Genomic DNA, 20,483 nt, shown 5'->3' on the forward strand with positions numbered 1-20,483 from the left:
CGGATGTTGATTCAGCGGTGAGCGTCGTGCTGTGCCGGATAACACCGCGTTATATGCCAATCTTCATCTCCCAAAGCGCTTGTGGTGACAAAATGTGAAATTTCACTATGGCAAAAATGCTATGCTTGTCTGCGCAGAGTGATTGAATCCACAGTCTAAGGCCGCCGTTGTAGTTGTAGGCGATTTCCTAAACAAGGAGCGAAATTGATATTACCGATAATGCTTGGTACCGGCGTCGGTGCCGGTGCTGGAACCGCACTCGCTGTTGCCCTGCACAGTTCTACCTTGGGATTTGCTCTTGGTATAGGAATAGGCATTGCGACAGCATTGGGGTTTGCTGTCGTCATAAGAAAGAAAGCCTGAAATAACCTGTAAAGGCCGTTGAAGAACGTTAACAGGATAGACATGGGTGTACAAAATGACCTGATGGATCTGGTCGAATTACGAACCAATAAATTTGCGCCGTTTCTTCCTGATGACTCACAAGTAAATCCAGGGGGATATGGCGCTGAGCTCGCGTTTTGGCTCGCGAAAAAGTTGGCGTCTCGTGGAATATCTACCAGCTATCCCGAAATGTAGAAGTGGTGCCTTGGGAACTGGCATTGTTGGCTGTTTGTGCGATAAGAACTGGTGTGCGGGAAATCGCTTTGGGGGCTGATGAATTGGCGGCGACGTACACATGTCTCAACTCTAAATGTCATTCTACAGGACGGACCCCAGAGGCAAAACGTTACACTGGGCGTCACTGCGGCTAACGGCCAGGAGCAGCCGAAGACATTTTTACTGATGAAAAATGTCCTGGACGGTAAAAATGAAAGCCAGGTACGGTCTACGGACTTTTTTAATTTGAATTCAATACGTCAGGCTCATCGTGATCAAATTAGTTGCCAAGCTCATTCTTGTCGCCTACGCCACTCTCGTCGGCTTTTTCGGGCAGTTAGCGGCTTTGGACAGCATGGATCTTGGCTATTCCCCGATCTTTGTGCTTATCACTTCTATCTCCGCACTTTCGTTGGCGGCAGCCATTCTTATAGTTGCACTGGAATGGGATGCTGAAATTCTGCGATTCTGGCGGCCACTCTTTTGGCTTAGTTGCTTCGATCTCGTTCTCGGTACCATTATGGATTTGGGGCACATGTCCAGTAGCTTTTGGGCTCGTGTCTTCATAGCTTTTCTTGTCGTTGGCTTTTTGGCTCCCGCCTATTACATCAGTTATGCTCTGGCTTACAGGTCGCACCCTAATTCGAACAACAGAACTTAGCGAGTTAGTTGGCCATTTTGACCATTTGTACCGCATCCGGCCAATTGCGGGCACTAGTTCGACCTCAAACGATTACTAGATTCCTATTTAAGAAAGCAGCATGGCGAACTCCGAGCAGCACGCAGCCGATTGGCTGAATTTTTTGCTAGCGCAAGATTTACCGTTCGCTGAGGCTTTAAGCACTCAGGTCGGTGTTGGCAAGGTGGGACAACTTTGTGCTTGCGGATGTCACGGCTTTGCGTTTGATGTGCCGGCTAATGTCGACTTCTTACCGTTGCAGTCAGGCCCGGGAATATTTTATGAAATGGTACTAAGTTCTAACTTTTCCGAAGAAATTGATTTGCTTTTGTTTACCGATGAGCGGGGCTGCTTGAGTTGGGTCGATGTGACCTACGGCGCATGCAATATCGAACCTATGCCAGAAGGGATTGTGCCTGAACTAGTAACTGGTATTTGGCCAGGCACTCGCAAGGACTTGCCAACTGTTGAAGTAGAGGTCAAGCATTCCACAAAAAGTTGGTGGAAGTTTGGCTACAGACGCTAACGGCCAAAAGCGATCGGTTTATCACGATAAAGAATTTCTAGTTCTAAAGGATACCAGTGCAAGCACATGCCAAGGGTGGCTACGAGATTCCGGTGGTAAAAGACGCGCAAAATCAAGGTCCAATTCCTTCGACCTGGCGTTCAATCCTGGCGGAGATTATTGCGGCATTCGTGCGCAAAGATTATCGGCTCAATACTGGCATTCCCGGAGTTGCCCCAGTTTCCGCAACGATAGGAGAACAAATCCAAAATTACATTCGTGACTACGGAGCGACGTTGATCGATCTTCCGGAGTCTACGTGGGATACTTCAGTGTGTATCTGGGGAGGTAATCGCTGGGATGTCCTTATTGATCTGTCAACGCAAGAAGAAGGCAGCAGCGATCTGGTCCTGCAGGCCCATATTTTGGAGACGAATGGTAGTTATGTCGTCCATGTTTATATGGTTTACGTTCCCTAGACTGGAATCCGCAGCCAAAAGCCGCCGCTCATGTTTTGGGAAGCAATAATGGAAAGGCTAGCTGTGTTACATGAAATTCTAGCTGGCCGCGCCCCAAGCGATGTGTTCCGGCGTATCTTTGCTGCTGACTCGTCGATGAGCAATAGTCGCCTCGGTGAAATGCTCGCGGATGAGTTTGTGGAACTAGACAGTTTGGCCGAACAACTTGTCTGGCGCTGGATGGGGCCTGGCAAGACGCAAGGTCTTAGTGACGCAAATCTCGACGGTCTATTGCTATCAATATTCCGCGATTCTGGTTACTCAGTGCCTGATTGGAGCAAGTAAATTTCTAATGCCGTAATTGGCCACAACCAGACATTGCCTTTTCGAATGAGATAACCTGGAAATTTCTAGATGTACTTACTATACCCGTCTGACCCATATAATAAGACTGCCGTAGACGAAGCCTTCGCGGAAGAGTATGCCGCTGTAAGCACACTTGGACTTCCGTGCTCGTTGTTCTCGTTTGAAGATTTCGAAAGCAATGAGTTTCGTGCAAAGCCCGCGCTGCCAACAGGGAGTGACGTGATCTATCGCGGGTGGATGATGACGCCCGACGTATATGTACGGTTAGTCGAAGCCGTTACAGCTAAAGAGGCGTATTTAGTTACTCAAGCTGATGCATATCGTGAGTGCCACTATTTGCCGGGGTGGTATTCGCTTTGTGTGGATTGGACGCCTGAGACCATCTTTGCGGATAAGGGTGCTGATTTTGTGAAGCTAGTACAGGGAAAGCAATGGCCCGCCTATTTCGTAAAAGACTACGTCAAATCGCTAACCACGCAGCGTGGGTCTGTCGCCGAGTCACCTGATGGAATCGCGGAAGTGGTTACGCTAATCGAGCAATACCGTGGCTCTCTAGAGGGCGGCGTATGTATTAGAAAGTTTGAAGAGCTTCTGCCTGAAACAGAGGAGCGCTACTTTGTGCTTAACGGAAAGCCGTTCTCCCGGAATGGCACTGTTCCGAGTCTTGTTCATGAAGTAGCCAAGAAAATTTCAAGTCCATTCTTTTCCGTCGATACTGTCATGGCCAAGTCCGGTGAGTTGAGGCTGATCGAACTGGGCGACGGACAGGTTTCGGATAGAAAAAAATGGGAACCAGAACAGTTTGCCGCTATTTTACAAAGCCAGTCGTGAATGCAGCTGTCGGCCGAGAGCGGCCGGTGAGTTTTTGGGAGGATTGGTGAGGCAATATTTGAGGTTGATGCGTCGGCATAATGAGACCCTGCCTTCAGAGGGGGAACTTGATGCATTGCTGAATCTGCTGAAGAATGCTCCTGGAGCATCAAAAGTCGAGTTCAAAGGACGGCATCCCAAAGGAGGATATCGTCTGACATTAAATGTCGCTGACGAATCCATGAGTGAATTCATTAGTCTACTGGAGGGCAGCGGCTGGATGTCCGTTTTGTGAGCCTTTATAGCCGCGTTCGGCCAGAAGCCGCCGGTCATATAAGGGTTTTCAAGAGTGCAGATAAATAATGAAAGCGTTGATGACGCAGCACTAAAAGCAGTTGGGCGTGATGCCGTTCGCCTTTTGTGTTCAGGCGACACAACCACCCTGGCTTCTCGCTTTGGATATGCGACTGCACTTGACCGGGGACCAGCGGCAGCTATTCAAGAGGACCTGGCAGAGTGTTTAGAGCAGATTGGCGCTTCCGGATTAGCACGTGAACATAAACTCGACTACGAAGTAAAATTCTTCGCTCCGAACGCTACCAATCTCTTCGCGTTAATCGAATGCGTCATTCCGGTCATAGATGGCAGTGGTGGCGTTTTGGTCGAAGTAATCGTGACGTCGAACGGAATTGATAAGTATGCGACGTTAGAGCAAATCAGCGTGGCGTAGTGGGGCTGATTCCGGCCAGGAACGGACGGTCGAAATTAAATATAATTGAAACTGGGCTTAGACCAATAAATGAAAGTATATTGTCCTGAATCGTGGCCGAAAATTCCAGGGATTGATTATTCTGATGAAATTAGCTTGGCTGCGATTTTTCCCAAAGCTGGTGAACTGACCTACGCCTTTTTCTTCACTGAGGTGCCAGTCGGCGAGATCATCCGCCTAATTTGGATGCCGCCGTTCACTGCAATAAACGGCTGGAGCGAGCAGCCCTCTGAAATTGCAAAGAGTTTTATTGTGACCGCAATGGTGAGCCGTGCTTCAATGTCTGATACGCGGCAATATCGATACGACTTTGAAGTACTCTCCTGCGAACCACTCCTTCCAGTGCTACGAACTATTCCTGGGGACTGGACCTTGGAGAAATGCTTGGACACGCGAACGGTTCCACCCACAACCTTTCTTATCTGGGAGGAGGCTTCTTGGTGTGGAATCGCGGATATTCATGGGCTCAAGTACATTTGCGCGAGTACTTCAGCTGAAGCACATTTGGAGCTTCTAGTGGAAGAAGTTAACGGAGAAATTTTCGGACTTTTCTCTAGTCATTTCGACCCTGGCGGAGAATATTGCTTTATAGGTCGGCGAAAGTTATCAGAACACGAGGCAGTCGCTGTTGAGGCGGCAATGAAGCAAGCTGTTCAACTCGCAGATTCGCACAACGAATACCTACTCGACTAAACGTAAGCAATGTCCGTAACGGGGCGGCTTCTGCCGCATGTTGAAAAACCGTGAGCTTTGCACGAAGGCAAGATGCTATCCTCACCATGTTCGCCGCATTCGGCCAGTAGCTGCCGCTGGTGTCGCGACCGTGTCGAATGCTATTGATTGCCGAACCGTATAGCTTTACTGTAGGAATTCTATGAAGAACTGCGTGCAGTTTATGTCTTGGTTGAAGTATCTGGATGTTGAGTACATCGACGGAACCAAGTGGGAAAGCTTAACCAAGCTAGACATAAACGATCCTAAACACTGGAGTCAAATCATCGATTTGGCAATGCGCGAGGATGTCGCAAGTTTAAATGCGATATCGAAGCAGGCTATGAAGGCGGTACTCGATGATCTCGAAGATTTTTCGGAGCGAGAAGTCAAGGACCTGATGGATAGAATTTGTATGCCTTTTGAAACACCAATGCACGATTACGCCGCCTTTTTTCGAATCGTACGCCAAGAATTTTTTGGTTCGAACTGATAACGCTTAGGTGCTTTCGGGCAACAGCGGTCGCTGAATTTTTAGAGCACAAAATGAGTATAGATAACATAGAGGCGCGGCTGATTGCCAATGCTCTTTACGAGATACGTTTGCTGCTGAGTCCTTATTTAGGAAGTGAAAATGACGCGCCTCGTGATGTGCGTTTAGCGGCTCACCTAGCGTATGCTTTGCATAGCGAAGCGGCAGCATTAATCGATTCAGGAAAATTCGACCTAGAGGCAGCGCTCCGCAAAGTGGCTGCAATCGATAATATGGTGCCTGGTAACGATGGTGGCAGACTAGCTGCGGCGTGGACCATTCAAAATGGTACGGCTCATTCAGGCTGAGATCGGCCAAAAGCAGATGGTTCAAAGAATGGGAAATTAAAATGCGGACTGAGCAATTTTTTAAGCTAAAAGAAGACCTTGGCCAACCACTATTCCAACTATATCCTGACGCCACCATAATTGACGATGATCTGGCGGAGGTGGTGGACAATCTGTTCGTCACTCTTTCTCAACATGAAGCGGAGAATAGCGAGTATCCTAGGATGGATGCCTTACTTTGGGCGGTTTCAAGAGGTGCGGCAATGCGTTCTTTTAACTTGAAAATCAGTGAGGATGATGGTCAACTGGGAATTCCACCTGATTGCGTATTGCCGGCTAACAGTAAGCGCTACAGTGAAATAATCGGTAATTTGAAATTATCAGGAACATATTACAGCGAGACTGCCTCTTATCGCATTATGAAGGATGGAGCATTTGTTCATAAAACCATCCAAACGCGGGGTGTTATATATTATTTTCGGTCGCAAACAGTAAGCAATAACGAAGTGCCCTATGCTATTTTGCAATCAAATGTCTAAACAAAATAAACGCGAGCAGCATTATAGCTGAGCTGTCTCGATCCAAACCGTAGCGGTCCGCTTCTGGCCGGAAGCAGCACCCCTAGTGTGGCATGTTGACGTGCAAAGATTCTCTTTCAAGGGCAAGAAGAGTTGATTCAATTGAATATAATTGACCTCGAACTACCGCAGTCCTACCATGTGCGGACAGACCTGAAACTATAACTCCGTAGTCAGTGCAAACTTGAGAACCGGAAAATCTCTTATCCCCGAAATAGTTTTCAATAACCAACTGTGTCGTGAAGTCGTCAATGGAAGTTTTTGCATCCGAATTGCTAATGGAAAGAGCCGACGCGTACAACGGAACGACCTTTTCTACAGTCACATCAATCAAAGATATAAGTGATTCATTCTTTCTTGACCATACATCATACGTTTCACGCATTGCGCCGGCCATTTGGGGTAGTTGGATCGAGCATTTTTCGAGCAAGACACGAGGAATTATGCGCCATGCGTGGACCGGGCCTAGAGTATCAGAAATAAACGCAAGATTATCGTTCTGAGCAGCGATTGTTGGGGGCGAAACTGCCATTGCGGTCAGACAAGCTACAATCAATTTAGGAACAGTCATAAGAATGTGAATAAAGAGTGTAAATACTGCCATAACAAGATGGACGCCCTGAACAGAAAACGACTATGCAATTTCAGCTTACCAAATGTCCGTTGTTGGCCAAACACAGCCAGGCAGGATCATAAATTTTTTCAAACTTATCTCCATCGAAATCGCTTTAATGCATTGACGACAGCAGCAATAGCAGTTCCCCAGCATAGGCTAGTTATAAGTGCAGAAACGAAAAAGCCGCCATCACCTTCCCAAGTAAAGTAACGCCCTGGCGTAGTTAACGTGTTCGCTAGCGGCAGCGCAGTTTCTGAGACGACATGGTCTAGCCAAGTCCAGGTTTCTTTGTCCTTGAAACCTAACCCTAACGCGGCATAACTAAGTGGTCCCAGCCATGCTATCGCAGTGACAATCCCGTGCAGAAAGGCATACTTTGAGACTGTCTTTAACCCATCCAATAGTCTTTTCGTGTCCACGTCGTTCTCTAAACATTGACAGGCAGTTCTTGGCCCTATGCCGTCTCGGTGATTTCATCCATGATAATCAATATCTCCGCAGGTAGGGTCAATATCCTTAACATGGTCAACTTGCGGCGATTGGAAGAGTGGGATGTGCTCACGCGCTAGGTACCAGGTCAGGTAAGCGCCGAATATTGGCACAAACAAGATAAGAGCTGCTTGTGCCCACCGTTGCGTGGGTTCGTAGAATGGCGAGACCAATACCTTTCGCACGGCGATTGCGTCAAGGGCAAGCGTCACCACAGCGAGCGCAAGGAGAATCCATCCGGTTGAAGTAAGTGTGCTCATATCCTTCTTGTAGGTCAGCTTTTGGCCGAACGCAGCATTGTCATTGGTTCATTACCTACTCGGCACAATTCCGGCAACCGCGAGTGCTAGCTCGTCATCGAGAATTTCAGTTTCATCCGTATAGCCGGATGCAATACGCCGGTGCGCTTCAGGTACCACTAGGTCCAATGCAATTCGCTGGCGAATGAAGGTGGCCAATACATAGTTCGTAATTTCGCCTATAGGCATCGACCAGTTGTCGCGACAACGACCAATGAAGCTTGATTCGAAGCCAGGATCAACCCAGGGGCCAACGATATCTATAACTGCTCGTTTTTCCATTTAGTTCTGCGCAAAAATGTTTGAAAGATTTTCCCACAGGCTGCTCGTGGCCGGTTGCTGCATATCGTGGCCTACCAATGTCCCGATGGCGGAGGCAACATCTTGGTCTTCAAGAAATCGAAGTATTTGGAATTTTCAGCTTGGAAGATTTTCGCTCCCTCTAGCATATACGCTCGCGCCAAGTGCTCTGCTGCTTCTTCGAGTAAGCCCTTCTCTAATGCACATTGACCCAAGCGGAGGTGCAAGAAAGGATTAGCCATTCCGCCCGGACAAAGCAGTGCATAGCGAAGTGCATCTAGTGCGGACTCAAAATAACCACTGAAGAAGCAAGCATCTGCGATTGCGGCAAGCACCCAGATGCTGGCTTCCCATTCATTTTTCGGTTCTGGAATAATTTTCCAAGCCTCGTTGTACTTCGAAATCGCACCGGTCCAGTCACTAACGTCAGCCCGGGCATCACCTGATGCGGATAATGCAGCTATTTGTTCATGAGCCTCGGCAGGTAGTTCCAATTCCATACGGTCAATCCTAAAGTTAAAATTTTAAGCTTGCCTGAACGGCCGCTATTGGCCGAATCTATCCGCCGCTCAGCATAGCATTTTGCATGTTGGGAAAATACACTGATTATCACAATAGTCCACCAAAATGAATTCGTCGCTTGTACAATTAGTCCATCTCAACTCATGTAAAGGGTCGTGCAATGTCTTCGTACCAGGACTATCAAAAGCAAATCGCTGAACTTCAGGCTAAAGCTGAAGCCGCTCGTCTTGCTGAGGTCGCCGAGGCGAGGGCTAAGATCAAGGCGATCATGAGCGAATATGGATTAACCGTAGCTGACCTTGGCGGTGCGTCCAAGCAAGCGTTTAAGGCTCCTCGCAAACCCGTAGAGATCAAATACAGGGATGAGGCAACTGGCGACACTTGGACTGGCCGCGGTCGCGCACCAAAGTGGCTCGAAGGTAAAGATAAGGATCAATACCTGATTCGATGATCAGTCGATGGTGCGCTTTCTGCTCCTTATCAGGCATCAGTTTGTTCAGCCATTTCGAGCGCATCATCAACTTCTATTCCGAGGTATCGGACTGTACTTTCTAGGCGTGTATGTCCAAGTAAGAGCTGGACCGCGCGCAGATTCTTAGTCCGCCGATAAACAAGCGTGGGCTTGGTTCTGCGCAGAGTATGCGTGCTATATGCCGTAGGATCGAGGCCGATTTCTTCGAACCACTGATGTACGATGCGGGCATACTGCCTAGTTGAAATGGTGAATTTCCGATCCGGCTCGGGAACAGATAATCGCTGTGTCTCAGGCCTGCAGAACTGATCCATTCAACCAGACTTTTCCGCGTGCCGGCAGTGAGCTCAAATTGCACCGGGCGTTTTGTCTTTTGTTGCATTACAGTGGCGCGGCTGGCCACGTGGTTGCCATGGCAAACGTCTTGCACCCGAAGTTGCACGAGATCGCAACCACGCAATTTGCTGTCGATGGCCAGGTTGAAAAGCGCTAGGTCTCGCCGTCGCCCATAGATTTCAAGTCTGACCCTGATAGCACATATCTCGCTAATGCGGAGCGGCGCCTTTGGGCCAATTAGTTTGCCCTTATTCCATGGAGCACGGCGCTCCGAGGCGGAAGTAAGTGTGTTCATGATGGACCTCCTTTGTTTGGACCTCTACTATGCGCGCCGTCTATGTAGATTGCTTTGTCATGTGGGAATTTGTGATATTTCCATTTCAGCAAGCTGGTATCCTATGGCTGAGGCGCAGCATGCTGGGCCGAGAACGGCCAATAGCGGTCATCAAATAAGATGGAAGAAAAAATGAAATACGGTCCGAGAACGAAGATGCCCGTTCTGCTGCTTACATTGTTGGTGGCTTTCTGTATATCCGGTTGCGCAGTAGGGTTCAATAAAAATGGATTTTACTGCACGGAGGGCCCTGTAACAGATGACACTCGGTCATGCTTCGGGACGACTCCAGCGCCTTCCCAGCAGTCGCAACCAGCGGCCACAGTTCAGCCAGGGGTAAGCCCTTAACTCTTACGCTATCGGCCAAGCGGACGGGCCTCCACCTCAGGTTTGAAATCTAAGCTGTCAAAAATTGAAGATACTAGAGAAAATGTGCAAGTCAAAGTTTGCGCTATCGGCGTTGCTCAGTACAGTGTTTATAGCGCTACCTGCGCAGGCCAAAGATGCCTGTTTCAATCGTTTTTCTCAGGGAACGAACGATGCTGCGAACTCGACGTTTGACCGAGGAACAGCTGCATTTGCTTCCGGTGACTATAAAGCTGCTGTCGATGCTTGGGGAATACTTGCAGAGAAAGGCGACTGCCGTGCGCAGTTCAACCTCGGGACATCGTATCTGGCTGGACGTGGTGTCGACCAAGATATTGGCAAGGCACTTGAATGGTTCCGCCGAGCCGCAGAACAAGGTAATGCAAAATCCCAATTCAACTTGGGTGAGGGCTATCGGGTTGGACGCGGCGTTGACAAGGACATGCCTAAGGCAATCGATTGGTACATCAAAGCGGCTGACCAAGGTCTGAAGGAAGCTCAGGCCATGTTAGGCTTAATTTACGATCGTGCTCCGGATTTTCCAAGAGACCCATCGAAGGCAGCCTATTTCTATCGACAGGCCGCAATGCAGGGGGAGATGCCTTCTTATGTGAACCTGGGAATCATGTATGCACTCGGAGATGGCGTCCCCGCTGACAGAGTTCTGGCATATTATTTCGTGTCCGTTGCCGCAACCGCACACGTCCCGGCGGCCGAAAAAACACTTCCGAAAATTCTAGCAAAGATGAGTGCGGAACAAATTGAGGAGGCAGAACAATTGGTCCGAACTTGGACTCCTTCTGCCGTGTTGCCAGTAAGTTCACAAACTGGACTGCGCTGAACCGGTCTGTCTCAGAATTTGCTCAAAGCAGTGAGATGGGGGCAGAACACGGCCAGAAGCCGACGGACGTGATACGTTTGAAAGAAAACATGATCAACAATCAGCAAGTCAATGAGGCGCTTGAACAGTTCTCCCAGTGGGCCAGGCCATGGACTTATGTTCGTGAAACATTAGCTGCAAAAGGGCTTACGGCACAAAATGCCGCTCTTGTTGAAGAAGTTTGGCAGGAGGCCAACTCTTCTACCCATTGGATTCAGCCGAGCTGTGAGTCCGGCGCAGAATTGGCAAGCGCTGCATTGAGGACAAGGTATTCTTGGCTTAGTGAAGCCGCGATTAGTAATTTAGTGCGTGGTGCTTCCTATATGTGGAAGTAGTGCTAACGGCCAAGAGCGGACCTAGCCATAGAAAGAACAGCCGTATGCTGTCATTGATGAACGATACGAAGTGGGATGAGTTGAGACTGGCGATGTATGGGCTTGGGCCACTCTCACCCAAATGGCGTACATTGCACGTGGAAAATGGACACCTCTCAGAGTGGGATGGAGAATGGTTTTACCACTTCTTGAATGGCGGATATAAATTCATTAAATGGGTAGAAATCGCTATCGAATCTCCCGCACAACGGCAGGCGGTATTGACTGAGCTGGCCAAGGTCCACGTTCCAGGAGAATCCACTGAAACCGGGTTTCGAGTTCTTGGCTACGCCGAGTTGGGCGTCGAGGTCGATTACCTAGCTTGACGTCTAACGGCCATATGCGGTCGTTCGAACTGGTATCCGCTATCACGATGTAGCGTTTTCATGGGAAGTTATGAACTATCAGTTGGTCTTACAAGTACGCGGCGAGTCGCTGTCGGACTTTGATGCGATGATGGATTTGGAACAGGAACTGGCTGTTAAGCTGGGCGATATTGCCGAGGTTGATGGCCATGATATGGGCTGTGGTGAAATAAATATCTTCATATTGACTTCAAATCCAGAAGCAGCCTTCGAGAAAAGCAAACCGTGCTTGATTAAACATAAATTGTTGAACCGTATAAAATCCGGATTCAGGGTGCTTTCCGAGGATACCTTTACAACTATCTGGCCTGAGAATTCGGCCGATGAGTTTATAGTTGCATAGGTGGCCGAAGTCGGCCAAAAGCAGCCATCGCAATCTTATGTCATTGAACAATATACGATATGAAAAATGAAGGAAAACGCGAAAAGAACTGGAAGGAGTTGTACATCAGGTCGACAAAGCTTGCACGCGCAAAGCAACTTGGTATTGATTACCCTAGAATTTCTGAAACTGAGCTAAGAAAAAACTCTGTTGCCAAGGCTAGTGAGCGAATCAACGTTCTCTTCGTTTGTAGCAAAAATCAATGGAGAAGCCCAACGGCAGAAGCAGTCTGGCGCGGTCATCCAAAGTTGAACGTGCGATCCGGAGGGACAAGTCCTAATGCTCGACACCATGTTTCAGAGGATGATATTCGGTGGGCTGATGTAATCCTTGTTATGGAAGAGAAGCACAAGTCTCGGTTGAAAGCAGAGTACACGCGAGTTTTGGATTTTAAACCCATTCACGTACTAGATATTCCTGATGACTATAAATATATGGATGCGGAGCTGATCGAACAGCTGAATCAGGCTGTGCCGTCAATTTTGATGATCGAGTAACGTCAGATATCGGCCAATAGCCGCCGTTGCGCATACTGGAAAAGTAAACGAATATCTAAACTCTTAGGATTTGCTGGGCTTGCTCGCCACTGAACTAGAAAAATCATTGCGCCAGTCGTTGCGTTCGGCAGGACAACATCTGAAAAATTTGGACGCGCCGGATGCATTGCGTTTGGCTACTGAGCACTGGCAGTCAAGCGAAGTTGATGGTCTAAGGGCAACGCAGGGCGACGGCTTGGTAGCCTATTTTGAGCTATTGGATAGGGGGCGTGGTTCTGTTTTAGAGTTTGGAATTAATCGTATCTTGCGCTTCCCGCCAATCGACGGTGCGAATTTCTGGGAATGGGGCGCTGGCTATAAGCTGCGTCTCTCGATTTGCTACAAACCACCCCTTGAGTTCTTTCAACTCAATGCGGCTAAGTCGGTTGTTGATTGCTGGAATAAGGTTGATGTGCTGACTTTTATTGATGAACTCAAATCACTGCAACTATTTAACCTCGTAAGCCAACTTGAACCGCATTCCTCTAGCATTAGCTTCACTGAGTGCGACAGTCCACCAACTGAGGCTAATCACGCCACCAATGGGCTGACATGGGCCACAGCTTAAAAGCGGGTGCATAACGGCCATTAGCTGCCGGAAGCCAAATGACGAGATTTGCGAAATTATGACCACCGAAATTTTTCAATTACGGGCGATTGCACAAATAGCGCTGGCGACTCACATAACACCTCGCGTCAGAAGTATTTCGATGAGCCTTGATTCTTCAGGGCATGAAATTGAGTTCCGTGTTTACACCGATGGCAGATTGCCCGAATCCGCAGCAGAAGCGCTAAGTTGCGCGGTGACGGAGATTCATGCGGCATATCCTTCAGGGCAGATTTTACGCATCAACGAAGAATTTATTATTGCGCCTGAGCCGGAACCGATGCACCATCTTCCAATAGTTGTCTATGTTCGTTGTGAAGACGCATGGGTTGACCGAACCTGACCGTGCTCGGCCAATAGCGGACCATTCGTAAAACTGGGGCAATCAATGAGAGAAGACGCAATAGACAACATTCGCCGCTGGAGTGATGAGGACCTTCAATCTGACTATATGGATTTGTTGCGCACGTGTGCCGGTAAAATTGTTAATGGCCGAGTCCTTATCTATGGTGCTGAAGATGTAGTGGAGCGAAACCGGACCTTTGAAACTAAGAAGTATTGTGCTGGATACTTTGCTTTAGGAGATGATAGTGGGGGACGTGCGATTGTTACCAACTTAGGGAAAGTCACTGGTCCCATCTTCATAGTTGACCAAGGTTCGATGAGCGAGGATGATTTTATTCAGATTGCATCAGACATGCAGACCTGGTTGCGGCAAGGCTGTCCCATCGATTGACCGCCATGCCGCAAACGGCCAATCGTAGTCGGTGAAGAGCTGATTAGATACCCCTTCATTTCCAGTTGGCGCTTGATATGAGAAATTTTATTATATTTGTTTTTTGGTACGTGCTTCACTTTGTCCTTATCGGAGCTTTAGCTGGATTCTGGGTGCACCTGGACACCAGCACATTAACGGATTCCGAACTTGGGCAACGTATTGGCCACCTATTGGGCTTTTGGGTGCTTGGACTTCCTTGGCTCGCGACCTTTGTTGGCTGGCACTTTGGTTGGCTGCCATTTTTCAAAGGAAAGAAGAATGAGCATAGCTCAGCTCCGTCTGACGTAAGCTAGTCAGAATTCGGTCAGAAGCCGCCGCTGAGTCGACCATACAATACTTTTCAATTTAATCAATATTTTGTGCGTACTTTCGAACTTCTAATACCTCTAGTATTGCTCGCGTTGTGTGCTGAGGCATATGGCCAAGTTCCTGTTTACGCCATCTATGGTGTAGAGCGACAGAGGGAACACGGTGTGGTTAAGACGCTAAACGTTGGAACCCTTCCGAATGGAACATTGTCCGATTGCCAGAATCAAATTGATGTGTTTGAGACCGCTATCCATCGTTTAAGTCAGAACGGCGCTATAAAACTAATTCCTTCGACCTGCGCATATATGCTACCGAAAGAATTGCAACCGATGCTGCGTGATGAAAAATTGCCTGATGCATATGTACTAAAACAATCCGGGAAGTGGGCACCTATTTACACGGCTTGGTATGGTTTGGCAACGGCTAAGCCTGCTGAAATATGCAGTCAACTAATAGATGGCATGCGGAAAAATCTGACGGCCGATAAAGCTGAAATCCAATGTCTCGCCCCGTTAGAAGTCCGGAAAAAGAAAAAATAGATGTCTTTTGTGCGCCTCACTGACTTAAGCAAGGTCGGCTTAGGGGCGGAAGCGGCCTCTGGTACGAAATGAATATAATGTTGCGGACCTGCCAATCTTGCTGTGATTTTTCAGCAAAAACAAGGGTTTGCTATTGCGTTCGGGGAACGGCGCTGATATAGTACGCGCCTTGGAAATGTCCCCATCGTCTAGAGGCCTAGGACATCACCCTTTCACGGTGAGTACCGGGGTTCGAATCCCCGTGGGGACGCCAAAAGACATTTCCAAACAAGGCCAGTACGGACAGGTTTCTGTCCCCATCGTCTAGAGGCCTAGGACATCACCCTTTCACGGTGAGTACCGGGGTTCGAATCCCCGTGGGGACGCCAAATCAGCAAAAAGCCGCTTCGTGCGGCTTTTTGCATTTCCGGCCCTACCACATGATGGGGTTGTAGGGATGGGGCAGCGGGAAGCGTCCCACATGCAGCAAGGGCCACGGCTGGTTCTGCGCCGCCATCTGCATCTGCATCATATCCAGTCCCAGCGGATCGTAAGCCATGCCCCCAGCCTGTTGCGGCGCCATGGCCTGCGCGGCTTGTTGGCCGGGTTGCAGCTGCAGGCCGACTGCCGCCAGCACATCGGGCAAACCAAAACCAATCCGGCTCTGATCTCCCAGGCTAACGCGGTGCGCGCTGGCGCGGATGATCTGGAATAGCCGCTCCACGCGGTCCGGCCCGGGTGTCTTGTACTGTGGCGACTGGAAGTCCGGATGGTGGGCCAGGCACAACGCCGCGAGTCCTGTCACGTGCGGCGTTGCCATCGAGGTGCCATCCCAGGCTGCGAAATTATTCGGCGGCACGCACGATGTGATGGCTACGCCCGGCGCGCACACGGCTACCTGCGGCCCGAAGCAGCTGAACTTGGCTGAGAAGTAGCCGTATGCGTCGACATTGCTGTCCAGCGTTTGCGCGTGATAGCTGTCGGCCGGGAATTCATCGAACTTGCCGATCGCGGCTACCGCCAGCACGTTGGGCGACGAAGCAGGGTATTGCACCGGTCCCGCTGAATTGCCGGCTGCGACGATGCACGCCACGCCCGCCCGTTTGGCGCGCATGATTTGCTGCTCCAGCGCTTCCGAGACTTCCTCGCCGCCCAGGCTCAGGTTGACGACGTCGATTTGTTTGTCGATGCAGTATTCCAGCGCTTCGATCAGTTGGCTGATCTGGCCGCCGGGGAAAAGCTTGCACGCATGGATTTCGGCGTCGGGGGCGAAGCCGCGGATGCCGGAGGCGATGTCGGCTGCGGCGATCACGCCCGCGCAGTGGGTGCCGTGGCCCAGCGTGTCCTGGTCCCAGGTGTTGGGGTCGACTTTCTTGTTGATGATGTCGAAGCCGGCATGGATGCCATGCAAGTTGTCGTGCGTGGTGGCGGCGCCGGAATCGATGATGCCGATCTTGATGCCCTGGCCGCGATACTTGCTGGGCAGCTGGTCCAGCCGCATGGCTTTCTGTCCCCAGCCGTAGGCGCGTTGGCGCGGGAAGCCTGCCAGGGATGGCCAGTCGGACAGCGCGCGCAATGCCACGACGTTGGGTTCGTCGCTGCTGATATCGGGGTCGCGCTGGTAGAAGCTCCAGTAGTCGGCCTTGGGCTTGACGTACAGGCCGCGCACGGTGTCTGCCGTTTCGCCAAACAGCGACAAGCTTACCTGGCCGTTGGCATCCGTCACGCCGCTGGCCGGTAGCATGCTGCCAAACAGCGATACTTCCGCATTGGCCTGCGGTGCGCCGTCTTTGCCGATGACACTGATCACGGCATTGAGTACCGGCCCGCCGGCGGTGCTGGGATTGACGCCCGTGACCATGCCGGGCAGGCGCAGCGCCGGGTCCATGAGGTTCAATTGCTGATCGCGTTCCACCAGCAGGCGTCCTTGTGCCTGCTGGTGAAGCGCGGCGGCTTTTTGTTCCGTCATGCGCGCTACCAGCACGCCTTGCGCGCCGCCCATGCCGTCAGCCAGCGCGCCCAGCGTGGACTTGAGACTGATCTTGTCGACCACTTCAATATCGCTGTTGCTGCGCAGTGCCTGTTCTACCGCGTCAAACTGCAAGGGCTGGAAGCCCAGTGTTTGCAGGCCGTCCGGTGGCAGGCGTGAGGCAATGACAAACTGTTTTTTGCGGGTGCCGACGCTGCGGCCGGCACCGTTGCTGTTGCTGCGGCCGTTTGGCTGTGGCGTGTCTCTCGGCGCGGCGGCGCCGTCGATGCCGCGTGCTTCGCGGCTGCTGCCGTCAGGCGAGGCAGCCGCTTCGCCATCGGCGCTGGATACTGGGGCATCGGGCGGTGCGGTGGCGCCGCCAGGTAGATTCTTGGGCATGGGGATATTCCTTTTAAAGTTCTTTTACAGTTCGTTAAACGGGCCGCTGTCGAACATGGATAGCGGACGGTCTGGCTCGATGCTGAGTTGGTGGCTGGGTGTGGCGCTCTGGCGGAAATGCTCGTCCAGCAGGCGCGCCTTGCCGGGGCTGAGTTCCACCACCGCCGTGTGCGGACGGTCTGGTGGGCCGATCACATCCAGCACGGTGATGTCGGGATCAATTGCGGCGATCGCCAAAAAATCGTTGAGCGGTGCGCCGTGCTCGGCATGGATCAGGAAGCGCGCCTTGTCCGGCAACGCTTGCGCTGCATCGGAAGAATTGAACATGCAGACTCTCCTTGAAGCGGTGCTCCCCGGTGGTGGTTGCCGCTGGAGAGCACGTTGACGTGGTCAGGGTGCCGTATCAGTGCAGCGATTGCTGGCCACCATACTGCGCGCCATTACCTTGCTGTCCCAATTGGGCTTGCTGAATCAGCTGTGCGAGCTGGGCCTGTTGCTGGGCATAGAGCGCCATGGGGTCAACGCAGAAGGGCAGCATGCCGCCCAGTTGCCCGGCAATGCCGCCGATGGTGCCGCCGATGCCGCTATTGCCGAAGGCGCCGCCAATGGCGCTACCCAGTGGCTGCGCCACGCTCTTGATGATGTTGCCGAACCATCCTTGCGGCGCCAGCCCTTGTTGTTGCAGCTGCTGTAGTTGCTGCATCTGCTGCAGTTGTTGTAGTTGCTGGAGCTGTTGTTGCTGCTGCTGTTGCGCCTGCTGCGCATAGGCCGCGCTCACGGGGTCGGCGCCAAACGGCAGCATGCCACCCAGCTGGCCAGCGATGCCGCCGATGGTGCCGCCGATGCCGCTATTGCCGAAGGCGCCGCCAATCGCGCTACCCAGTGGTTGTGCCACGCTCTTGATGATGTTGCCGAACCAGCCTTGTGGCGCCAGTTGCGCTTGCTGTGCCAGTTGCGCCAGCTGGGCCTGTTGCAGCATCTGTTGTTGCTGTTGTTGCTGTAGCAGTTGCTGTTGTTGCGCCTGCTGCGCGTAAGCGGCGGCGACGGGATCGGCGCCAAACGGCAGCAGCGAGCCGCCGATGCCGCCTGCTGCCTGGCCGATCTGGCGGCCCAGGTTGGCATTGCCAAACAGGCCGCCGATGCCGCGTCCGATCAGTCCACCCAATGGCGCGCCTAGTAGACTGCCGAAGAAACCTTGGGGGGCGAGGTCGCCAAATTGTTGTGGTGCTAGCGCTTGTCCGTAGTACTGTTGGAATTCATTCATGACTTCTCCTTGTTGTGGTGGTAGCGCAGCCGACTGGCCGTGCTGGAAGGATTGGACTGGCCGATGTGCGGGAAGTTTTGATATTCTTGGTTCTTATCTAACGTTAATCAGTTATCATCCAGCCTCGAGTTTTTGCAGCCCCCATACATGATGAAATTCCGCCGTCTCGATCTGTTCTGCCGCGTCGTTGATAACTACGGCGATATCGGTATTTGCTGGCGCCTGGCCAAACAGCTGGTGCGCGAGCATGGGCTCGCCGTTACGTTGTACGTGGATGATCTGGCCAGCTTCAAGCGCATCTGCCCGCCAGTCGCGGAGGGCGCGGAACTGCAGCAGGTGGATGGCGTCACCGTGCGCCACTGGCGCGATCAGGATGGCAGTTACATGCCGCACGAGGTGGCGGACATCGTGATCGAATTCTTTGCGGTGGATATTCCACCTGGCTATATCGAGGCCATGAAACAGTGCGAGCCGCGACCGGTCTGGTTCAACCTGGAAGGGCTGACGGCGGAAGAATGGGTGGAGGGCTGTCATCGCCTGACCTCGCCGCAGCCAGGTGGATTGATCAAGCATTTCTTCTTCCCGGGCTTTACCGGCAAGACTGGCGGCCTGCTGCGCGAAGCAGGGCTGGAGCAGGAGCGTCTGCAATTCGCGCCAGCGGCGTTCCTGTCTCAGCTGGGGTTGACGCCGGCTGAAATTGCGAGCACCAGGATCTCGCTGTTCTGCTATCCGCACGCACCGGTGTCGGCCCTGTTCGAGGCCTGGCAAACCGCCAGCCAGCCGATGACCTGTCTGGTGCCAGAAGGTGTGGCGGCCGACACGGTGCGCAGCTTCACGGGCGGCGATGGACGGGCGGGGACTGTGGCCACGCACGGCGCGCTGACGGTGCGCGTGCTGCCATTTGTGCCGCAGCCGGACTACGACAAGCTGCTGTGGGCCTGCGACCTGAATTTTGTGCGTGGCGAGGATTCCTTCGTGCGCGCGCAATGGGCGGGCAAGCCTTTCATCTGGCATATCTACCCGCAGGACGAGAACCTGCATCACAAGAAGCTGCGCGCCTTCCTGCAGCGCTATGCGGGCGCGTTGCCGGGGCTGGCCGATTTCTCGCTGCGCTGGAACGGCGCGCCAAGCCAAGGCGAGGCGGAGGACTGGGCGGCATCCTGGGCCGCGCTGGAAGCGGAGGCCGCCGCTGCGACTGTCCGCGCCGCCGAGTGGCAGCAGCAGATGTTGTCGCTAGGCGACCTGGCCAGCAACATGCTGGTCTTTGCCGCGACGCTGAGATAGGCGCTGCGGAAAAAACAAGGTACAATGCCGGGTTAATCTATATGACGCATTTTTTACCCGATCAAACGTAAGCCAGCTAGGCGACAATGATCTTTACGCAACCACCTTATTAAGTAGAATCACTATGAAACCTGCAAAAGAAATTCGTGTTGGCAATATCATTATGGTTGACGCTAAGCCATTCATCGTGCTGCGCTCCGACGTCAACGGATCGAGCCGCACGGGCTTCACCTACAAGTGGAAAATGAAGAACCTGCTGACCGGCGCGCCGTTCGAAAGCGTGTTCCGCGGCGATGACAAATTCGACGTGGTTGTTCTGGACAAGAAGCCAGTCACCTACTCGTACTTCGCAGACCCACTGTACGTGTTCATGGACGCTGACTACGAACAGTACGAAATCGAAGAAGAAAACTTGGGCGACGCCCTGAACTACCTGAAAGACGGCATGGAATGCGAAGCCGTGTTCTACGATGGCAAAGCAATCTCGGTTGAACTGCCAACCACCATCCAGCGTCAGATCGTGTACTCGGAGCCTGCAGTTAAAGGCAACACCTCGGGCAACGTGACCAAAGAAGCCAAGATCGAAAACGCGATCGAAGCCAAGCAGTTCTCGATCCAGGTACCACTGTTCGTGTCGCAAGACGACATCGTCGAGATCGACACCCGTACCAACGAATTCAAGAAAGTCGTGCGTAACTAAGCCGATTCTTCGCGATCAAAAAAGCACGCCCTGGTGGCGTGCTTTTTTTTTATCAATTTTTGTGGTGTAAGTTGCAACCTGCTGATATA

General features: G+C 51.7%; 28 protein-coding genes, 2 tRNA genes and 1 pseudogene. 24 read left to right on the plus strand and 7 right to left on the minus strand.

Annotation, left to right across the window (positions count from 1 at the left end; all coding sequences use genetic code 11):
• Positions 1-871 precede the first annotated feature (871 nt).
• The 10 genes from GTP58_RS03745 (at position 872) to GTP58_RS03790 (ending at position 6,256) form a co-directional block, all read left to right on the plus strand.
• Positions 872-1,261: a hypothetical protein gene (locus GTP58_RS03745; protein WP_161076313.1), complete on the plus strand. Its 390-nt coding sequence runs from the start codon at positions 872-874 to the stop codon at positions 1,259-1,261.
• 100 nt (positions 1,262-1,361) lie between these two features.
• Positions 1,362-1,805 (plus strand): hypothetical protein, encoded by a 444-nt coding sequence (locus GTP58_RS03750; protein ID WP_161076314.1) that lies wholly within the window; start codon positions 1,362-1,364, stop codon positions 1,803-1,805.
• Positions 1,806-1,861: 56 nt separating this feature from the next.
• Positions 1,862-2,263, plus strand: a complete 402-nt coding sequence (locus GTP58_RS03755; RefSeq protein ID WP_161076315.1) for a hypothetical protein — start codon at positions 1,862-1,864, stop codon at positions 2,261-2,263.
• Positions 2,264-2,293: 30 nt separating this feature from the next.
• The gene (locus tag GTP58_RS03760) at positions 2,294-2,587 is read left to right on the plus strand and encodes a hypothetical protein (RefSeq protein ID WP_161076316.1); all 294 of its coding nucleotides are present in this window, start codon (positions 2,294-2,296) and stop codon (positions 2,585-2,587) included.
• A gap of 69 nt (positions 2,588-2,656) precedes the next feature.
• Positions 2,657-3,439: an ATP-grasp domain-containing protein gene (locus tag GTP58_RS03765; protein ID WP_161076317.1), complete on the plus strand. Its 783-nt coding sequence runs from the start codon at positions 2,657-2,659 to the stop codon at positions 3,437-3,439.
• Positions 3,440-3,767: 328 nt separating this feature from the next.
• Positions 3,768-4,148, plus strand: a complete 381-nt coding sequence (locus GTP58_RS03770; RefSeq protein WP_161076318.1) for a hypothetical protein — start codon at positions 3,768-3,770, stop codon at positions 4,146-4,148.
• Positions 4,149-4,217: 69 nt separating this feature from the next.
• A complete protein-coding gene (locus GTP58_RS03775) occupies positions 4,218-4,880 on the plus strand; it encodes a hypothetical protein (protein ID WP_161076319.1) in 663 nt (220 codons plus the stop codon).
• A 181-nt stretch (positions 4,881-5,061) separates the two neighbouring features.
• The gene (locus tag GTP58_RS03780) at positions 5,062-5,391 is read left to right on the plus strand and encodes a hypothetical protein (protein WP_161076320.1); all 330 of its coding nucleotides are present in this window, start codon (positions 5,062-5,064) and stop codon (positions 5,389-5,391) included.
• Positions 5,392-5,444: 53 nt separating this feature from the next.
• The gene (locus tag GTP58_RS03785) at positions 5,445-5,738 is read left to right on the plus strand and encodes a hypothetical protein (protein ID WP_161076321.1); all 294 of its coding nucleotides are present in this window, start codon (positions 5,445-5,447) and stop codon (positions 5,736-5,738) included.
• A gap of 41 nt (positions 5,739-5,779) precedes the next feature.
• Positions 5,780-6,256, plus strand: a complete 477-nt coding sequence (locus tag GTP58_RS03790) for a hypothetical protein (protein ID WP_161076322.1) — start codon at positions 5,780-5,782, stop codon at positions 6,254-6,256.
• 82 nt (positions 6,257-6,338) lie between these two features.
• Here the strand turns inward: GTP58_RS03790 and GTP58_RS03795 are convergent, their stop codons facing one another.
• From GTP58_RS03795 to GTP58_RS03805, 3 genes are all read right to left on the minus strand, one after another.
• Entirely contained in the window at positions 6,339-6,899 is a 561-nt protein-coding gene (locus GTP58_RS03795) for a hypothetical protein (protein WP_161076323.1), read from the minus strand.
• Between the two features lie 812 nt (positions 6,900-7,711).
• Positions 7,712-7,981, minus strand: a complete 270-nt coding sequence (locus tag GTP58_RS03800; RefSeq protein ID WP_161076324.1) for a hypothetical protein — start codon at positions 7,979-7,981, stop codon at positions 7,712-7,714.
• A 71-nt stretch (positions 7,982-8,052) separates the two neighbouring features.
• The gene (locus GTP58_RS03805; protein ID WP_161076325.1) at positions 8,053-8,499 is read right to left on the minus strand and encodes a tetratricopeptide repeat protein; all 447 of its coding nucleotides are present in this window, start codon (positions 8,497-8,499) and stop codon (positions 8,053-8,055) included.
• Between the two features lie 182 nt (positions 8,500-8,681).
• Here GTP58_RS03805 and GTP58_RS03810 point away from each other — a divergent pair, with 182 nt between their 5' ends.
• Positions 8,682-8,972 (plus strand): H-NS family nucleoid-associated regulatory protein, encoded by a 291-nt coding sequence (locus GTP58_RS03810; RefSeq protein WP_161076326.1) that lies wholly within the window; start codon positions 8,682-8,684, stop codon positions 8,970-8,972.
• Positions 8,973-9,001: 29 nt separating this feature from the next.
• Here the strand turns inward: GTP58_RS03810 and GTP58_RS03815 are convergent.
• A pseudogene (locus tag GTP58_RS03815) lies at positions 9,002-9,624 on the minus strand (tyrosine-type recombinase/integrase).
• A gap of 451 nt (positions 9,625-10,075) precedes the next feature.
• Here GTP58_RS03815 and GTP58_RS03820 point away from each other — a divergent pair.
• The 11 genes from GTP58_RS03820 (at position 10,076) to GTP58_RS03870 (ending at position 15,167) form a co-directional block, all read left to right on the plus strand.
• Positions 10,076-10,870, plus strand: a complete 795-nt coding sequence (locus tag GTP58_RS03820) for a tetratricopeptide repeat protein (RefSeq protein ID WP_161076327.1) — start codon at positions 10,076-10,078, stop codon at positions 10,868-10,870.
• A gap of 35 nt (positions 10,871-10,905) precedes the next feature.
• The gene (locus tag GTP58_RS03825; RefSeq protein WP_161076328.1) at positions 10,906-11,244 is read left to right on the plus strand and encodes a hypothetical protein; all 339 of its coding nucleotides are present in this window, start codon (positions 10,906-10,908) and stop codon (positions 11,242-11,244) included.
• Between the two features lie 44 nt (positions 11,245-11,288).
• The gene (locus GTP58_RS03830; protein WP_161076329.1) at positions 11,289-11,609 is read left to right on the plus strand and encodes a DUF6678 family protein; all 321 of its coding nucleotides are present in this window, start codon (positions 11,289-11,291) and stop codon (positions 11,607-11,609) included.
• A gap of 70 nt (positions 11,610-11,679) precedes the next feature.
• Entirely contained in the window at positions 11,680-11,991 is a 312-nt protein-coding gene (locus tag GTP58_RS03835; protein WP_161076330.1) for an ABC transporter, read from the plus strand.
• 59 nt (positions 11,992-12,050) lie between these two features.
• Positions 12,051-12,527 carry a low molecular weight protein tyrosine phosphatase family protein gene (locus GTP58_RS03840; protein ID WP_202413471.1) on the plus strand — a complete coding sequence of 159 codons (477 nt, stop codon included), beginning with the start codon at positions 12,051-12,053 and terminating at the stop codon, positions 12,525-12,527.
• Positions 12,528-12,606: 79 nt separating this feature from the next.
• On the plus strand, positions 12,607-13,134 hold the full coding sequence (locus tag GTP58_RS03845; protein ID WP_161076331.1) for a hypothetical protein: 528 nt from the start codon (positions 12,607-12,609) through the stop codon (positions 13,132-13,134).
• Positions 13,135-13,192: 58 nt separating this feature from the next.
• Complete coding sequence (locus GTP58_RS03850; RefSeq protein WP_161076332.1) at positions 13,193-13,516, plus strand: hypothetical protein; 324 nt, start codon at positions 13,193-13,195, stop codon at positions 13,514-13,516.
• Between the two features lie 45 nt (positions 13,517-13,561).
• Positions 13,562-13,909, plus strand: coding sequence for an SMI1/KNR4 family protein (locus tag GTP58_RS03855; RefSeq protein WP_161076333.1), 348 nt, complete (start codon positions 13,562-13,564; stop codon positions 13,907-13,909).
• A gap of 401 nt (positions 13,910-14,310) precedes the next feature.
• Positions 14,311-14,799, plus strand: coding sequence for a hypothetical protein (locus GTP58_RS03860; RefSeq protein WP_161076334.1), 489 nt, complete (start codon positions 14,311-14,313; stop codon positions 14,797-14,799).
• 177 nt (positions 14,800-14,976) lie between these two features.
• A tRNA-Glu gene (locus GTP58_RS03865) sits at positions 14,977-15,052 on the plus strand.
• 39 nt (positions 15,053-15,091) lie between these two features.
• Positions 15,092-15,167: transfer RNA gene (locus GTP58_RS03870), tRNA-Glu, on the plus strand.
• 44 nt (positions 15,168-15,211) lie between these two features.
• Here GTP58_RS03870 and GTP58_RS03875 read toward each other — a convergent pair.
• The 3 genes from GTP58_RS03875 to GTP58_RS03885 form a co-directional block, all read right to left on the minus strand.
• Positions 15,212-17,146, minus strand: a complete 1,935-nt coding sequence (locus GTP58_RS03875) for a S8 family serine peptidase (RefSeq protein WP_161076335.1) — start codon at positions 17,144-17,146, stop codon at positions 15,212-15,214.
• A gap of 24 nt (positions 17,147-17,170) precedes the next feature.
• Positions 17,171-17,473: a hypothetical protein gene (locus GTP58_RS03880; RefSeq protein WP_072783704.1), complete on the minus strand. Its 303-nt coding sequence runs from the start codon at positions 17,471-17,473 to the stop codon at positions 17,171-17,173.
• Positions 17,474-17,549: 76 nt separating this feature from the next.
• Complete coding sequence (locus tag GTP58_RS03885; RefSeq protein ID WP_161076336.1) at positions 17,550-18,410, minus strand: hypothetical protein; 861 nt, start codon at positions 18,408-18,410, stop codon at positions 17,550-17,552.
• A gap of 147 nt (positions 18,411-18,557) precedes the next feature.
• Here GTP58_RS03885 and earP point away from each other — a divergent pair, with 147 nt between their 5' ends.
• Positions 18,558-19,694 (plus strand): elongation factor P maturation arginine rhamnosyltransferase EarP, encoded by a 1,137-nt coding sequence (earP, locus tag GTP58_RS03890; RefSeq protein ID WP_161076337.1) that lies wholly within the window; start codon positions 18,558-18,560, stop codon positions 19,692-19,694.
• A gap of 124 nt (positions 19,695-19,818) precedes the next feature.
• Positions 19,819-20,394 (plus strand): elongation factor P, encoded by a 576-nt coding sequence (locus GTP58_RS03895; protein WP_161076338.1) that lies wholly within the window; start codon positions 19,819-19,821, stop codon positions 20,392-20,394.
• The last annotated feature ends 89 nt before the right edge of the window (positions 20,395-20,483 follow it).

Origin of the sequence: Duganella sp. CY15W (assembly GCF_009857555.1) — a bacterium.
Lineage (GTDB): Bacteria > Pseudomonadota > Gammaproteobacteria > Burkholderiales > Burkholderiaceae_D > Rugamonas > Rugamonas sacchari.